The sequence below is a fragment of the Alteromonas sp. C1M14 genome, assembly GCF_018860965.1.
Classification (GTDB): Bacteria; Pseudomonadota; Gammaproteobacteria; order Enterobacterales; family Alteromonadaceae; genus Alteromonas.
Window position 1 is genome coordinate 175,317 of the sequence record NZ_JAHKQF010000009.1, and the last position, 17,202, is coordinate 192,518.

General features: G+C 44.4%; 11 protein-coding genes. 4 read left to right on the top strand and 7 right to left on the bottom strand.

Annotation, left to right across the window (positions count from 1 at the left end; translation table 11 throughout):
• Positions 1-4: 4 nt before the first annotated feature.
• From KO501_RS08385 to KO501_RS08405, 5 genes are all read right to left on the bottom strand, one after another.
• The gene (locus KO501_RS08385; protein WP_216029208.1) at positions 5-1,429 is read right to left on the bottom strand and encodes an aldehyde dehydrogenase family protein; all 1,425 of its coding nucleotides are present in this window, start codon (positions 1,427-1,429) and stop codon (positions 5-7) included.
• Positions 1,430-1,614: 185 nt separating this feature from the next.
• Complete coding sequence (locus KO501_RS08390) at positions 1,615-3,723, bottom strand: TonB-dependent receptor (RefSeq protein ID WP_216029209.1); 2,109 nt, start codon at positions 3,721-3,723, stop codon at positions 1,615-1,617.
• Between the two features lie 385 nt (positions 3,724-4,108).
• Positions 4,109-5,497 carry a P1 family peptidase gene (locus KO501_RS08395; RefSeq protein ID WP_216029210.1) on the bottom strand — a complete coding sequence of 463 codons (1,389 nt, stop codon included), beginning with the start codon at positions 5,495-5,497 and terminating at the stop codon, positions 4,109-4,111.
• Positions 5,498-5,607: 110 nt separating this feature from the next.
• Positions 5,608-6,582, bottom strand: coding sequence for a LysR substrate-binding domain-containing protein (locus KO501_RS08400; RefSeq protein WP_216029211.1), 975 nt, complete (start codon positions 6,580-6,582; stop codon positions 5,608-5,610).
• Positions 6,583-6,624: 42 nt separating this feature from the next.
• Entirely contained in the window at positions 6,625-7,359 is a 735-nt protein-coding gene (locus tag KO501_RS08405; protein WP_216029212.1) for an FMN-binding negative transcriptional regulator, read from the bottom strand.
• Between the two features lie 733 nt (positions 7,360-8,092).
• On the opposite strand from KO501_RS08405, the gene KO501_RS08410 reads away from it, so the two are divergent.
• From KO501_RS08410 to KO501_RS08425, 4 genes are all read left to right on the top strand, one after another.
• Complete coding sequence (locus KO501_RS08410; RefSeq protein WP_216029213.1) at positions 8,093-9,733, top strand: methyl-accepting chemotaxis protein; 1,641 nt, start codon at positions 8,093-8,095, stop codon at positions 9,731-9,733.
• Positions 9,734-10,050: 317 nt separating this feature from the next.
• Positions 10,051-12,186, top strand: coding sequence for a TonB-dependent receptor (locus KO501_RS08415; RefSeq protein ID WP_216029214.1), 2,136 nt, complete (start codon positions 10,051-10,053; stop codon positions 12,184-12,186).
• A gap of 2 nt (positions 12,187-12,188) precedes the next feature.
• The gene (locus KO501_RS08420) at positions 12,189-13,103 is read left to right on the top strand and encodes an alpha/beta hydrolase (protein ID WP_216029215.1); all 915 of its coding nucleotides are present in this window, start codon (positions 12,189-12,191) and stop codon (positions 13,101-13,103) included.
• Between the two features lie 424 nt (positions 13,104-13,527).
• Positions 13,528-14,490: a TDT family transporter gene (locus tag KO501_RS08425; protein ID WP_216029216.1), complete on the top strand. Its 963-nt coding sequence runs from the start codon at positions 13,528-13,530 to the stop codon at positions 14,488-14,490.
• A gap of 129 nt (positions 14,491-14,619) precedes the next feature.
• Here KO501_RS08425 and KO501_RS08430 read toward each other — a convergent pair whose 3' ends face one another.
• Together KO501_RS08430 and glmS are read right to left on the bottom strand one after the other, a co-directional pair.
• On the bottom strand, positions 14,620-15,066 hold the full coding sequence (locus tag KO501_RS08430) for a GyrI-like domain-containing protein (protein WP_216029217.1): 447 nt from the start codon (positions 15,064-15,066) through the stop codon (positions 14,620-14,622).
• A gap of 302 nt (positions 15,067-15,368) precedes the next feature.
• A complete protein-coding gene (gene glmS / locus KO501_RS08435) occupies positions 15,369-17,201 on the bottom strand; it encodes a glutamine--fructose-6-phosphate transaminase (isomerizing) (protein ID WP_216029218.1) in 1,833 nt (610 codons plus the stop codon).
• Position 17,202: the final 1 nt, after the last annotated feature.

Below are 17,202 nucleotides of genomic sequence, written 5' to 3' on the forward strand. Positions count from 1 at the left end.
AGACTTATACAAATACGGCTTTCGTTTCTAGGTACTCCTCTAAGCCGGCCACCCCTCTCTCTCGCCCATTCCCCGACATTTTGTAGCCTCCAAACGGTCCTGCAAGATCGGCATTCGTATCGTTTATGTGCACCATTCCCACTCTTAGGGCTGTCGAAAATTCAATGGCTTTTTCCACATCGTCACAAAATACATAAGCCGTTAACCCATATTCTGTGTCATTTGCCATATCGATTGCTTCTTGTCTTTCACGGTATGTCAAAATACTGAGAACTGGGCCAAAGATTTCGTCCCTTACCACCGCCATACTTGAGTCCACATTAGAAAATACTGTCGGTTGTACAAAATAGCCTTCTTTGATTCCCTCAGGAAAACCCACTCCACCAGCAATAAGCTTCGCACCAGCATCAACACCTTGTTTAATATAAGATTTTACGCGTTCAAATTGCTTTGCGTTTACTAGCGGGCCAACATCAACGCTTTCATCAAATGACCGGCCAATTTTATATTCTGCAATAACTTGGGGAATGAGTTTTTCTACTGCACTCAATTGTTCACAGTGAACCAGCAATCGTGTAGGCGCATTGCACGATTGTCCGTTGTTAATTAACAAGCGTCGAATACAGCTTCTCACCGCCACATCCAAATTAGAGTTAGGCAAGATAACATAAGGAGACTTCCCTCCAAGCTCCTGAGTCACTCTTTTCACAGTTGGTGCAGCCGCTTTCGCCACCGCAATTCCCGCGCGAGTTGACCCCGTAATGGAAACCATATCAACTAACGGATGGGCAGACATGGTAGAGCCCGCTTCTCCCCCTCCCTGAATAAGATTAAAAACGCCCTTTGGCACTTCTGCTTCATCAATGATCTCAGCCAGCAACGATGCACTGGCAGGCGAATATTCGCTGGGCTTAAGCACCATGGTTGAGCCCGCAGCCAACGCTGCCGCTACTTTAGCTACCATCTGATTTAGTGGCCAATTCCAAGGCGTAATCATTGCACACACGCCAATGGGCTCTTTACGTTGCAAGTACCCATCAAACTGCTCTGAAAAACAAAATGCTTCAAGGGTATTTCTCGTGCTTTTAAAAAGATTTAGCCCTGCTGCAACCTGCATATTGCGAGATAATTTAAGTGGCGCTCCCATTTCACAAGACACTGCCATGACCATGTCTTCATATCGTTTTTCATAGCAAGCTATGATTCTATCGAGCATAGCAACTCGCTCTACCTTCGAAGTGAATTGGTATGTTTTAAAAGCTTCACTTGCCGCTTCGATTGCTGTATTAACGTCTTCCGCTTTGCTTAGCTTAATCGTGGCAATTTTTATTTCTGTAGAGGGATGAATTAACGGATGACTTTCATAATTTGTTGAGTCAATCCATTCCCCATCGATATAATTTTTGTCTAAAAAAAGGTTAGGTAACATGTGTATTATCTCCGATTAAGTACCGTGTATACGATTGCGACACGTGAAATAGAGCTAGATTAGCTGAAGGCATGTCTATGCATTAGGTGTTTAAAACGTTAGTTGTGTTGTGATATGAGCAACGCGGCAAAAATAATAAGCGCTATTTGCTTGAGGAAAATAGCGCTCACAAAGCGTTGTTTTTATTAGAATCGGAATATGCTGCTAAGTCCTATCGTTCTAGGTTTTGAACGATTGGCATTATTCCATCCATGGTAGGGGTCGATATATTTATTCTCGTTAGTAATATTCGTCACAAAAAATTCAACATCAATATTTTCATGAGACCAGCCCAACCGAGCATCAACCAATCCAATACTATTGGAGAATTGGGGTAAATTATCATCAGGAAAAGACGACCGATCTACATATGATAGTTGGTCACGATAGCTGTAATTCACACGGATAAAGCCAGGCATGTCTTGCGCCCAATCAAACTGATAATATGCTCCTAAAGTAAAACTTGAATCGGGTACATAATCGACTGGATCGCCGGCTAAATTAGTGGCATCTGCCGAGTCAACAGAAACAACTTCACTGTCAATAAAACTGGCAGATACATCAAAAGTGAGCGAACTCGTTGCTCGCCAACTTAAACTCCCCTCTAGGCCCTTTACTTCTACTTCACCTATATTACTTACCAACGATTGCAAACCTACATCAGCGCTTACAAATATAAGTCCTCGCCTCAACATGTCGTCGTATGACGTGTAATATGCGGCTACATCATAAGTCAACGAATTATCTATTTTGCCTTTTAGACCAATCTCGTAGCTCCATAAGGATTCGGGCCCATAATTGGGTAACTCCTCTCCTGTAATTAGGTCAAAACCATTAAAGCCGCCACTTCTAAAGCCTTTTGCTACGTTTGCATATAAGTTCGCACTTTCCGTGAGTTCATAATGCAAGTAAAAACGAGGATCTAGAGAATCAAAAGTCCCCGTTTGTTTTGTGTAATCATCATACTCAGTTTGTTTCTCATCAAAATAACGCAATCCAACACCTAGTCTCAGTTTGTCAGTTACTAGATAAGATACATCACCGAACAATGACCACGACTCTGCTGTATTTGCCAAATAGGAATATAAGTCAGAATAGACGGTACCGTAGTATTCGGTTTCGTAAAAAGCTTCGAGATCTCTTTCTATATCTCGGTAGAAAATACCAATTGTCCAATCGATGTTTCCGCTACCGTTTGAGTTCAAGCGTAGCTCTTGGGTAAATTGATCCCCTGTGTTGTATCGTGCATCATTGCCTGATAAATAACCCTCATAAAACGTATCCTCACCACCGAAGTAGTTAAATGGATACTGGTGATCCATATCTGAATAACTTGAGGCGCTTGTGAGAGTCATATCGCCAAAGTCGTAATCGAATGACAGGTTAAATAATTTGTAATCCCAAATTTTAGGTATTAACTCTTGGGCTGGGTCGATGGCTACCCATACTGTTCTATCAGGTTGTTCATAGCCTAACCCCAATTGATACTCAGCTTTATACGAAATACCGGTGGCCATTATGTTCAAATTCTCGGTAGGAGACCAAAGTGCTTTAACTCTCAAGTAATTGAGTTCTTCGTCATTTCCATCTTCGATATTTGCCTCAGGTTGGTCCTGCCAGCCGCCACCGTTTGTGGTTGCTGCGACCACACGTATGGCCGCGGTGTCTGATACAGGAATATTTAGCATCATATTAATGTCTGTGCCTATATCTCCATCACTCACAGACGTGAGTTCGGCTCCTACCCGCCCTTCAAACTCATTGAGAATAGGATCATTGGTAATGTAGCGGACTGTTCCGGTAACTGAGCCTTGTCCGTATAAAGTTCCCTGCGGGCCTTTTAGCACTTCCACTCGGTTTAGGTCATAATTTTTCGTTGGTAATACGTCATAGCCAGAAAGGGTTAGGGGAGCTTCATCTTGATAAATACTGACCAACGCTCCTCCCCCATCGGTATTCGCTACCCCTCGCATAAATATTTGATAACTGCCTGGCCCATCTTCCCGAGTTGTCAGACCTGGGATTGCAAAAGATAAATCTTGAATGCTGTCGATGCCTCTTTGCGCTAACTCAACACCGTTTATCGCTTCGATTGCCATCGGTACTTCTTGTAGCGTTTGCGTTCGCTTTTGAGCGGTAACCTTAATTACCTCGTATCCGTCGTCTGGCAACGCCTCTTGAGCTGATAGCGCAAATGCGATCGGACTGAGTGAAAAAATAGTTAGCAATGCATAAGGTTGCATTAGTTTGTTCATGTGAGGTTCCCGTTAGTATTCGTTACTCTTGTTGTAATTGGACCCTTTCCCGTTCCGCCATGACATCAAATTTAGTTGTAGGATTATTGATGTCTTGGATAAAAGAAAAGCTCAAATTTAGCTTACACTGCTCAATAAAACTGCAAAGGTGCGTTAACAGGAACTTGTGTTGCCCTCTTAACACCGGCATAAATTACGCAATTATTTTTATATTCAAAAAAGTTGGAGTTTGAAAAATACCGATAATAAACAATGCTTTACCAAGGTGGCGGAATTCAAAAAGGGCATATTAAGATAGGTTGAGGAATGAATATTATGGTGAGGGAAGCCGCTTCTGTAGCGACTTCGTTTTGCAAAGAACTCAGATGGTTGGTGGCATTTACAATCAGTTTATTTTATAGCCTGTTTGTTGCCAATGACCGGGATTTAACTTGATCACATTTTTAGTTGAAAAATCAAATAACGCAGGGTATCTAGATGGAAAACTGAAGCCACCATTGGAGGTTGGTTTAAGCTCAACCCAGTTTTCAGTTCCAATTCCATACACTGACCGCTCCCCCGATGCTCTGGCAAAAACTTTTTGTTTATCGGTTTTAATATCCAGTAAAGCTAATCGGCTAAATTTGTAAGTACCGGAAATTGCAGATACATCAACCTCGTTAACCTCAGTAGTAATTGGTAACGTTGGCTGAATAGGTTGGGAATTTAGTACCGCATCCCACGCAACTTCACCAGCTAGTACACCAAGATCATGGGGTAACATGATTTGTTCTTCAATTTCGTTTGTGGAGACCGCATAAAGCACGTCACCATCAAAGATAGTGGCGAAAGGCTGTATAGCCCTAGCCATTGATGTATGTACCTGAACGGCTAAACGCTGCAGTAAGGCAGGCTCTAGCTTTTGGTTTACAACGACTAAAGTAATGGTAGTGTTTTTGCTACTTTGCTCATTCTCTTTGGAAGAAATTACAGGTTTCTTACTGTTTGCAAATGCACTGATTAATTCTTTTGCAGTAAGCTCATCTGACATTCCTGCTTTTTTAAAGCAAGACTGGATAACACCGTCTCTGTTAACAATGACGCCTAAAGAATTGACCACAGTGAAAACTGCAATTTTTATATCTCCTATCTGTCGAAAGGCCCCACCTTGACCAGAAAAAGCATTGCAGCCAAAGTAAGCTCCGGACTTAGCAAAGCGGCCCGCACCAGTCGCCCCCATAGGAAATGTGCCACTTGAAGTATGTCGAAACGTAGCTTGAGCTAAGCGTTTATCGGGATATATTTCATTTAAACGCCTTGAACCAAAATCGAAAATAATTGCACCCGCCGACAGCGCAATAGAAGGCTCTATTGCAAAGGCATTCCCATCTCTAAGTCCATCGTCTTTCAGTGCCGAAGATACCGCCGTGACGGCTTCGAGGCCGTACCAAGACCCCCCCGCAAATACGATAGCGTCTAATTCGGGAATGTCATATCCAAGCTTTATATACTCAGCATTCACTCCACTTGGCCCGCCGCCCCTAGCATCGATCGCGACACTTACTTTTTCTTTAAAATGGAAAACGGTTAAACCGGTAGGGCCATCGGGGTATTCTCCAGTGCCTACACTCAGAATTGGCCAATCATACTCTAACGTTCTATCGGTTTTTTCGTTTAACTTTATCGGTAGTGAAGACTGATCATCAGACGCGAAAACCGTATTGGATATACCAGCTAGCAATGTGATTACTGCCGCTATTCTTACTTGAAAAATTACTTTGCTGAGTAATTTCATATCACCTTCCCTCATGCTTTTCCACAATACTAACTTTCAATATGGCAGATAAGAAGATGTGTAATTGTGCTCTCGCGTTGCGCCTTAAGCACCAGTGTTTAGATAGCTCATTAACAGGCCAGTTCAGACGCTACACGTTTAAGCAGCCACTCTCTAAAGCGCGCCACTGGAGGGGAATGCCAGCGATCACAACGTGCAATAAAACAATATGACCACAATTTAGTAAACGCAAAACTTTCACTATGCTCGCCAATATAAACAAGCTTTCCCTGTGCCAAATCATCGGCAGCAACCAATGTGTTAGTTAATGCTATTCCCCTATCACGCCGGGCGGCGGCCAATGTCATATGTCCATCCCACAAACGAGGTCCTGAAAACTCACGTCCATCGATAATTCCATTTTCTCGGAACCAAATACGCCAGTTGTCATCGTTTTCTTCATTCAATAACTGATGATTCAATAAATCTCTAGGGTGAGCGATTTCAGGATATTTTGATAAATACTCAGGACTTGCAACCGGAATTATTGGAGGGCTAATTATCTCGATACTACGGGCATTTGCAGGAAGCTTTTTTTCAGGACCAAATAGCGGAATGTGTCGAATATCTACGTCGGCTTCTTGACGACTGAAATCGGGCTCTTCGTGTGTAGACCTTAATTCTATTTCTATACTAGGGTGAAGACTTTCGAATGATGAAAGATGATTAACCAGCCAGTGCAGAGCAAAGCCAGGCATGCACCATGCATTGATTGAATTCTGCTGATTTCGTTTAATAAGATCAATTGTTGCCTCTGCAATATTATCAATAGCGACAGCAATACGATTATGATAATCAGCCCCTTCTTCTGTCACCATTGCTCCTGCTGGTGTTCTTTCGATGAGTTTAGTTCCTGTCCACTCTTCTAATGTTCGTAAATGTCGACTCACCACAGCGTGATCTCTATGAAGCTCTTGCGCTGCTTTTCGGATCCCTCCTAATCTTGCTACTGCGTCGAAAGCCCTCAATGCTTCGAACGGCGGTATTGATTTTCTAGCGGGTATTTTTAAGTTTGTTGTTACTAAACTTTGTTCAGATTCAGCCAATTGATTATCACCCTACATTTTTAAAATCGTTAAGCTTTACTGCTAACCAGTTGCTTGCTTTAGTATTTCCTTTATTTTTAATCCCACCCTCCGAGCCTGCCAATTCAAAGATGAGCACAGGCCATCAGCAATACTCTCACGATCAATATCCGACTTTTCTTGAACAGTCCTAGCAATGCCTTCCATCGAATTTATATTTATTTTTAGTCCGACGATTCCAGTTAATAAGCGATTAACCAGTTCATTATCAGCATCCTTCAGGCTCCAGTGGGCTGAACTATCGTCTTGCTGCCCATCCACAGTAAACTCTAACTGCTCAATAGTGCTTTCTAATATTGTTCGAATTTGGCTTGGTTCATTTACGATTTCCAACGTTCCATGAACATGCACCGACGAAAAACTCCATGTTGGAACTGTTAAACGCTCTTTAAACCAGCGAGGGGATATATAGCTATTTGGCCCTGAGAAAACGCCTAATACAGGCATTCCATTTTTCAAATCAGCGGTATGAGGATTACGTTTAGCAATATGCCCTAGCAGCATTAAACTTTCACCTGGCTTCTCATGCTCATCCAAGACTAGTGGTATTGAGGTAGCACTTAAGCCACCGTTTGAATTTAACGATGTTAAATGGCAAAGAGGGGCTTCTTTTATTAGTGCTGCGCATGCCATTTCATGCATATTGTAAAGACTAGGAATAAATAGTTTATCACTGCAATTTTTCATGCCTGAGGATATTGGGTATGCTAAGTGCTCATTACTCGGCTGCTCTTTCATGCTATACCATGGTTTGTGGTTATAATTACACCTACACTACTCATAATTCGTTTAAACCAATAGATGCTAAATACAGCATTTGCGGTGTTTTTAGCACACCAACGTTTCTTAATAGGTGTGAACCTACCCCGTAAAGCACAATTCACGCCAAACCACCTCTCCTTTTCGATTACGAATAAAGATGAAGAAGGTCTCAGTTTTCTCACGAATGCTCATTGCTTTTTTTCTCAACAAAAAGTGAGAGATGAACACCTTCATAGCTCAACAATGCTACAAATAGAAAATAGAAAAATTACACAAATTTCTTTGATTCAACCTAAAAGTTCTAATGAATTGCAGGTGCGATGATGAGTATTCTGGTGGGATGATCTATTTTGGTGCTCTTACCAAATGCACTTTGGTGCATTTGAGGCATATTTTTGCGCTTCGGCTTAGGTATCGAGTAACACTATCAGTTTTTTTACCGACAATACCAAAACTTCAAAAATACATTGGAAATCAACTTAGGATACGCCAGAAGCCAAGCAAGTAGTTGATAAAATATACAATATCAAAAGCAACCAATGTACTTCCCCGTCAAATCATCCGTATTTACTCATTTAATACCATCTTGACGAATGATTTTCTTAAATTAAAAGGTCTATTTATTTTACCTTACATATAATTGACTAGGCAGACACTAATCGAGATTAGTCTGCCCACTCACTTTTGCCCATCATTTAAAAGGCCTAATATGCAAAACCTAACCATTCGACATAAGTTATTTACCGGCTTTGGTTTAGTGCTATTAATGATGGTGTCGCTAGTGGTTATCGGTATTCAAAATGTGAACTACATTGATGAAACCTTAACCGAAATCTCTGATATTAATTCTGTGAAGCAACGCTATGCCATTAACTATCGTGGCAGTGTGCACGATAGAGCCATTGATATTCGAGACGTTGTGTTAGCCACTAACACGACTGAAATAATGGATCTACAACGTAACATTGATACGCTGGAAGGCTTTTATCACGAGTCTGAGCTGGCTATGAAACGCATGGTCAACTCTGGCGTGTTGTTTACTACCGATGAGATGAACATCCTATCTAGCATTGCTGCAATTCAGTCAACAACCACACCGCAAATCGAGCAAATTATTACCCTAAAGCTGCAAGGCAACGACGCACAGGCTAGATCGCTACTGGCCACCGAGGTAGGGGACAATTTTAAGCAGTGGTTAGAAGTGATAAATAAATTTATTGATTACCAAGAAGATGTAAATAAAATCGCCACCCCCAAGGCCCGAGAAGCCGCGGGCAACTTTCAATTTCTGATGCTTATCATCACCAGCATCGCCATTGCTATTGGCATTAGCGTAACGCTGTTTATTAGCCGAAATTTAACCAACCAGCTAGGCGCGGAGCCTATTGATGCCGCCAGTGCATTAGCAAATATGACCGCAGGCGACTTAAATACCCCCATTGATAACTGCTGCCCTGATAGCTTAATGGGGTCTGTGGTTACTATGCGTCAAAAGCTGAGGGCGATCGTAGCCAATATTCTTAAGGGCGCAACAGACCTTGCCGACCAAGCTCAACAAGTGTCTGTTGGGTCTGGGCAGGTGTACAGTTCGGCGCAAATACAGGCAGACCTCACCAGCGAAACCACCGAAAACCTTAATACTATGCGTCAGGGACTGGCGTCTGTATCGGAATCTATGTCTCAGTCAAAAGACAATTCTGCTACCACCTCTAAATTTGCCAAAGTGGGCAAAGAAAAAATTGAAGAAAGTGCCCGAGAGATGGATTTAATTTCAGCTACCGTGGGCAAAACTGTAACTCAGATAAAGCAGTTGGAAGACAGAACTAAAGAGATTGGCAGTATAGTGAGTGTGATTGGCAGCATTTCTGATCAAACCAACTTGCTTGCACTTAATGCTGCCATAGAAGCAGCTAGAGCCGGAGAAAGCGGGCGCGGTTTTGCCGTTGTGGCTGATGAAGTCAGAAATCTGTCTTTGCGCACCGGAGAAGCCACCCAGCAAATAGAAAAAATGATAAACGAAGTGCAAAAGGAAACCGCCGCATCCGTATTGGCCATGGAAGAAACCCAGCCTTTGGTGGAAAACGGCCGCACCTTAACTATTGAAACCATCGACTTACTTCAAAATATCGAACAGCAAGCAGCCGGCACATTACACAACGTTCAAGAGGTGGCCAGCGCTACCCTTCAGCAAGTGGAATTTATTGAGAAAATATCAAGCTCTATGACACAAATTAACACTATGTCGACAGAGTCTATCGCCGCCTTACAACTAAATAATGAAGTAACCCAATCGCTTAATGCCTTGTCTCAGGAATTAAAAGCAACGGTGAATTACTTCAAAATTAAGTAAGCCAAAATAGCTGACGTAGTAAATTTGGATGAAGTTTTAGCCATAGCAGAAAAGTTACCACCTGCAAAAAAGGCACTGTAGAAGTGAGGCCTATTCTACAGTTAGATGAATTCGGCGTAAGCATATAAAGCTAAACCTGAATTAACACTGTTGGGCAGTATGAGGTTTCAAATCATTCTAAGGATTGGCAACAGTGCGGTTTATCCAAATAAAAACGCACCATCGCTGCGACACTTTGTCACATTGTTCTTTTTGGATTTCGCACTAAACTGTCCAAGTTTGGGCTTATTCAAGCCTTCTAATCCAAGGAATTGGTGGTGTTTTTATTCAATCGTAAATCTTTTGTGGTGTGCGTAATTGTCAGCATAACCATGTTTTCCCTCTCTCGCGCCGGTGCACAGGATGCCGATCCAGATAGCTCTGAAGACGCCGGAAGCTGGCTTGTAGAAACCATCGTGATTACTGGTAAACGCGAGAGTTACGCCGTTCCCACCACGTCCTCGGCAACGCGCACTGATACCCCAATTATCGAAATTCCCCAATCGATTCAGGTTATTACCGGAACCTTGTTGAAAGAGCAGGACCGTCGTCAACTTGGGGAAGCCCTAATCAATGTTTCAGGTATTACACCCACTCGTTCGGACGAGAGCCTCTTTATTCCCCCAATCGTGCGTGGCTTTTCAGCTGAAGTATATCTTGATGGATTGCCTGTTTTTGCGGGTAATCAGCAGGCATACGACCCGATCAGCATTATCGGTGTAGCACGAACCGATGTGCTAAAAGGGCCCAGTGGAACGCTTTATGGCGGTGGACTTGGCACGCCCTTAGGCGGACTGATCAATGTGGTTTCGGCAAATCCAGATAAAGAGCTTGGCGGATATGTAGCACTGCGCGCAGGAAGCTTTTCAACTGTCAATCCCTATGGTGAGATCAATATTCCACTCGCAGATGGCGTTTTTGCCAAGCTCGTGGCTGAGTATCAGAGCAATAACAGCTGGATCGATGTGGTGGATGGTGAGCGCTGGTCTGTGCAACCCAGTCTTTCAGTAGAGATAAGCCCGGACACTGAACTGCTTGTGCAGGGGCAATTTAACCGCCGCAGTAATCTTGAGTACTCGGGTATTCCTGCCGATCAAGCGTTGGCGGGCGACCTCGACCGCAATGTATTTCCCGGTTCGCCTACCAACCAGCCGGACACGGTAAACGACAATCAAATGCTCACCGCCAACCTGCAACATGCCTTGTCGAACTGGCTCGAGCTCAACGTAACTGGTCGCTACTATTCGGGAGATATCGATGAACATGGAAGCTTTGTACACCCTGACCTGTTCCCGGCCGATCCGGCCACGCCCACGGTCTATCCGGTGGCTTCGGTGACGATGGATACGAATACCAAGGAAATCACCATCGACATCAACGTCATCGCAAAAACCGAGTTATGGGGTGCGGAGCACACATTGCTTGCGGGCGTGAATTACGACAATACGCAGTTTTACAGCGGCATGGGCTTGTTCGTCAGTGAGACTCCGTCTGGCGTCATCGATTTGGCTAATCCAAACTACGATCTTAGCTACACGGCTCAGCTGCCGGTCAATTCATACACTGACGATCGTTTCGAAACTACGGCAGCCTACCTACAGGATCAAGTCTCCTATGGCGCGCTGCATCTAACCTACGGGCTTAGATTAACCTCGCTCAAATTCATTGAGGACAGTAATTATGGAGTGGATAACGATTCGACCTATAGTCACCTATCACCGCGTTTTGGCGCAACCTACGACCTCGTTCCTGGTGTTGCTCTTTACGCAGGATATGCCACCGCGTTTCGTGCTCCCTTTGGTTTCATGGGACTACAATCGCCTAGTCCAGAAACCTCACAAAACATCGAAGCAGGCATAAAGCTGGCGCTGACCAATGCCGGCGTGTCAGGCACTATCGCGGGGTTTCGACAGGAGCGCGATAAGGTGACACTTGCCGACCCTGACAACCTAGGTTTTTCTATCCAAAGTGGGCGGCAGCGCGCCAGCGGTCTAGAATTCGATATGGTGTGGGAACCAAGTAGAGCATTCTCGCTGCTTGTAAACTACGCCTACACCGATTCGCGCGACGATAGTATTGCGCCCGGTGACGAATTGACCCGTATTCCCAAGAATAGCGGGCGTCTCGCAGCTCGCTATCGCGTGCTTGACGGCGCTCTTGATGGGCTTTCCTTTGGGGTTGGCGTCACCGCCTTTTCATCTCGTGAACTCACCTTGCCAAACACCACCGCGGTGCCCGGGTATGCTGTTCTTGACGCGCAGGCATCGTACGATTTTGACCGATACTCGTTTGGCCTATCAGTCGTCAACCTTGGTGATCGCGATGCTTTTGATCCCTATTCTTTTTTCGGTAATGCCGTCGTCGCCCCCAACCAACCGCGATCTGCATACCTTACATTGAAAGCGAAAATATAAAGATGAATTGTCAAAAAAAAGGTCTCGCGAAAGCAGTTTTCGTTGTTATCACAGCTTTGGTGACAGCCTGTTTAAATGCACAAGAACGCGAAGCTGAAGATACGATCTTTCCCTTGTACGAAGCAGGTGAGGTTGGTTCTTTGGGCGTACCCGAAACCCAAGTTATACAGAAACAAGCGCAAGAGACTCTAATTTTTAACGTAAGCGAGCCAACCCTCGAATTATTTCTACCTGAGCCTAATACTGCAACAGGAACGGCGGTGATCATCGCACCAGGGGGTGGCTTTGTTGCCCTAACTTACAACCAAGGCGGAACCGTCATTGCAAGAAAGCTTGCCGAACAGGGCGTCACGGCATTGGTACTTAAATATCGTACTATCCAAAGTTCGGGAGATCCAATGCGGGTGCCAGATGTGCATCAGTCGGAGATGGATATGTTGATGACTAGGGTTGCAACGGGTGTCCCTAACGAGATCCCCGAATTCGCTGGTGAGAGGCGAGCTGTCGAGGATGGCGCCCGTGCCATCGAAATTGTCCGCCAGCATGCAACAAAGTGGGGGATTGATCCCAATCGGGTCGGAATGCTTGGGTTGTCAGCTGGAGCTTTTCTTGCAGTTGATCTGGCAATTGGCAAAGAGGTAAACCGCCCAGACTTTATTGGTCTGTTATATGGTGGGCTGCGCAGCCCTGTACCGGCCAATGCTCCTTCAGTTTTTATTGCCGCGGCGGCAGATGATCCCTTTCTGGCTACCGACAGCCTGAAAATATTCTCCGCTTGGCGTGCTGTTGGTGCGCCCGCTGAACTGCACATGTACGAAAAGGGGGGGCATGGTTTTGACCTCAGGCCGAAGGGTACAACCAGCGATGAGTGGCTCGATCAATTCATCAAATGGATGAGGGTGCGCAAACTGCTCTAAAAAAACCTGGAAAAACGTCTTAGCTGAATGATGTGGCGGTACTACAAATGCTGCCTTGTTCGAAGCAGAAACTATTGCTGCATGGCTACATGCCAAAAAAATTGAAATAGAGAGTTACTACGACGAACCAGTGGCCAAATGTGTGGGTATCATTACTCCACTCGACTTCTTAAATAGCCGACCCTGCAACACAAACTAGCAGCCCGTGATATAGATAAAAAGCGTCACGCCTTTGTCCCGAAGTGACTCAACACCATTTTTCAGCATACCCTCAGACAGTTAATTGCTGATTATTCACTTTTAATGAGCAATTACGAAGTAATTTGCTTGCCCGTGAAATATTCGAATATTAAGTACGTTCTACTAATGTACACAATCAAACGGGCTAGTAGGTTCGTTTACCAGCGCATTAATAGGATATGCCTTGCTAAGCCAATTTAAAAACAAAGTGATGCACGTACCTTCAGCAATGTCGGGGTTAGCGCTGGGCATAGCTAGCTTAGGTTTGGTGTGGGAAAGCGTTATCGATCTGAACAATAGTGGGCCATTTCTGGGGGCAAGTTTAGCCGCTATTTTGATAATATTTATCACCGTTAAATATTTACTACACCCCAAGCTATTAAAAGCTGACTTAGCCCACCCTGTTGCTGGTAGCGTGATCCCAACGTTTGCCATGACCAATTTTGTCATCTCACATTCTGTAGGACTCATTAACCCGTTTGCAGGTGATGTGCTTTGGAGCTTGGCTTTTTTGCTTCATCTTATCTTCTTAACAAGCTTTGTATATCACCGCGTGAAGAAGTTTAACTTTGAAGAAATGAACCCTAGTTGGTTTGTACCGCCTGTCGGGATAATTATTGCGGAAATGACTTTTTCAGGTAACCCGTCATTAGCATGGTTAGCTTACGGTGCGTTAATCGTTGGTATGTCGATGTACAGTATTATGCTACCCATCATGCTTTATCGCTTTATTGTCGCGCTCAAAAGCAATTACACAATAAAGCCTATACTAGCTATTTTAGCGGCGCCAGCCAGCTTAACATTGGTAGGTTATTTACATTTGGTTGCAGAGCCATCAATACCCATCGTAAAGATGTTGTTTATATTGGCACTAGCAAAAACCCTTATTGTGTATTTTCTTTTTATAAAACTGATAAATAAGCCATTTTCACCTAGTTATGCTGCTTTCACGTTTCCTATGGTTGTAGGTTCAACAGCCTTGTTCAACTTGAAAGATTGGATGAAAAGCACAAACGTAGATGTCGCTTACATTACATTGATTAACCAATTAGCTATTCTAGAACTCTTAATAGCCACCATGGTAGTTGGCTATATCAGTATTCGATATTTTTACTATTTCAAATTAACAAATCAGCGAGCGAATTAACGATTACAATTTTTGAATAGCAGTCGCTATTCGATTTTAGTACCAACCGTTTTCCCTGCCTTTAAAATGAGTTGCGGAGCTTTGCTGCGTCCGGCGCCGAAGGCGCGTAGTGAATTGATTTGTATGTAACTATTGCACCGCAATATGGACTTCTATTTCATTACCGTTTGGGTAATATTCAAAGTCCGTTGAAAATAACCTTTGATGCTCGCAGTTTTCATTAGAGAAATATTCCCAAACCTCTGTCCAAGCATCGATGGCGATTTGAGGCATTTCCCCTTTATGGGTGATCACTAGGTACTTACCTTCAGGAATAGTTATTTGCTCAATATCCATATTTGACGGATATGACTGACCATCAAAACCAGCGAGAACTGAGAACATCCCGTTATGGTCTGATTCGTAGTTGTAATAAGCGCCGTAAACACGTTCACCACCTTTATAGTCAACCGGAATACTTTCATCGAAAGATTGCCACAATGCGGGTATTTTTCCATTTGGACTCATTTCTGCCGCATTATTTGTTCTAGTCGATATTCCATAAATAGTTTTTTCTGAAATAAATCTTAATTCCATCACAATACTCTTGTAGTTACATAGACACCATGTTTGCGTCCCAGCGGGCGTAGCGGGCGAACTTAATTTTTTGTTATGCGCGATGCGCGTTTTATACCGCAGTCATATTATACGGTGAGACATGTAAAGAGCTTTGAGTTTATTGTGGTGTTCAAAAACTCCGGACGACTAAGTCATACGGTAGTTATACCGAAATACGCACTATTGTAGATAGTGAAATCACTTTTCAATTTTATTTAAGACTTCCCAGTACTATTTAGCAACCTGTGGTGGCACAGAGAATTTGTGCCACCACATTCACCCTACTCCACCGTTACCGATTTCGCCAAGTTACGAGGCTGGTCTACATCCGTGCCTTTTATTAGCGCCACGTAGTACGACAACAACTGTAGCGGCAAGGTATACACAATAGGGGCAATGGGCGAGGCGCAGTGAGGTACATTAATCACCCGCATGGTGTCATCGCTGGCAAAGTTGGCATCGCCATCGGCAAACACGTACATGATGCCACCACGGGCACGTACTTCTTCCACGTTAGATTTTAACTTTTCCAATAATTCATTATTCGGTGCCACCACAATCACCGGCATTTCTTCGTCAATCAGTGCGAGTGGGCCATGTTTTAGTTCACCGGAGGCATAGGCTTCGGCGTGAATATAAGAAATTTCTTTAAGTTTTAACGCGCCTTCCATAGCAATGGGGTATTGATCGCCACGGCCTAAGAACAAGGAGTGGTTTTTATCGGCAAATTCTTCTGCTAAATCTTCAATGCCTTGGGTGATTGCTAAGGTTTCTTCTAACTTAGCCGGCAAACTGTGTAGGGCGTTTACGATACCGCTGCTATCTGCTTCACTAATGCCGTTGTGTTCACCTAATGCCAAGGTCAGCATTAAAAATGCTGTCAGCTGGGTAGTAAAGGCTTTGGTAGAGGCCACGCCGATTTCTGCCCCGGCCCGGGTCATAAACGAAAGATCAGACTCCCGTACTAACGACGAACCAGGTACGTTACAGATTGCCAAACTCGACATATAGCCCAACTCTTTTGCTAAACGCAGGGCGGCTAATGTATCGGCGGTTTCCCCAGACTGGGAAATGGTCACCAGCAAGCTGTTTTCGTACACCACCGATTTGCGGTATCGAAATTCTGACGCTATTTCCACATTACAGGACACATTGGCGTATTGTTCCAGCCAATAGCGAGCAGTCATGCCGGCATGATAGCTCGTACCACAGGCAATAATTTGTACGTGTTTTACTTTTGCCAGTATGGCTTCAGCACCAGCTCCAAAAATTCCGGGTACCAAGCCCCGTTCATCGACCCGTTGCTGCAAGGTATTGCGCACCACCGTTGGCTGCTCGTGAATTTCTTTCAGCATGTAATGGCGATAACCGGCTTTATCCCCTGCATCGTGCTCGATATTTGATTCCACCACTTCCCGCTCTACCGGGTTTCCGTTAACATCAAAAATGCTAACCGAACGGCGGGTAATTTCTGCCACGTCGCCTTCTTCTAGGAAAATAAACCGACGGGTAACCGGCAATAATGCCATTTGATCAGAAGCAATAAAGTTTTCGCCTAATCCCAAACCAATCACCAGCGGACTACCAGAGCGGGCCACCACTACGCGAGAAGGATCTTCACTGTCCATGATCACGGTGCCGTAAGCGCCATGAAATTGTGACACGCTATTTTGTACTGCCTTTAACAGCGAGCCGCCTTTTTGTAGCTCGGCGTGCACCGTATGGGCAATGGTTTCCGTATCCGTATCACTATCGAAGGTATAGCCTTGCTCTGTTAATCCTGCGCGCAATGCCAAATAGTTTTCAATAATGCCATTGTGTACCACTGAAATACGATCGTTAGAGCAATGGGGGTGAGCATTGTATTCGGTTACGCCACCGTGGGTGGCCCAACGGGTGTGGGCGATGCCTGTAGAGCCCAACGCTTCGTGTTCAGCCACGGCGTCGGCTAACGCTTGCACCTTACCGGTTTTGCGCAGGCGGGTTAAGGTGCCATTAGGCTGCAACAGCGCCACACCGGCCGAATCGTAGCCACGATATTCAAGACGCTTTAAGCCTTCCAGCAAGATTTCGACAACGTTGCGCTCTGCCACCGCGCCTACAATTCCACACATG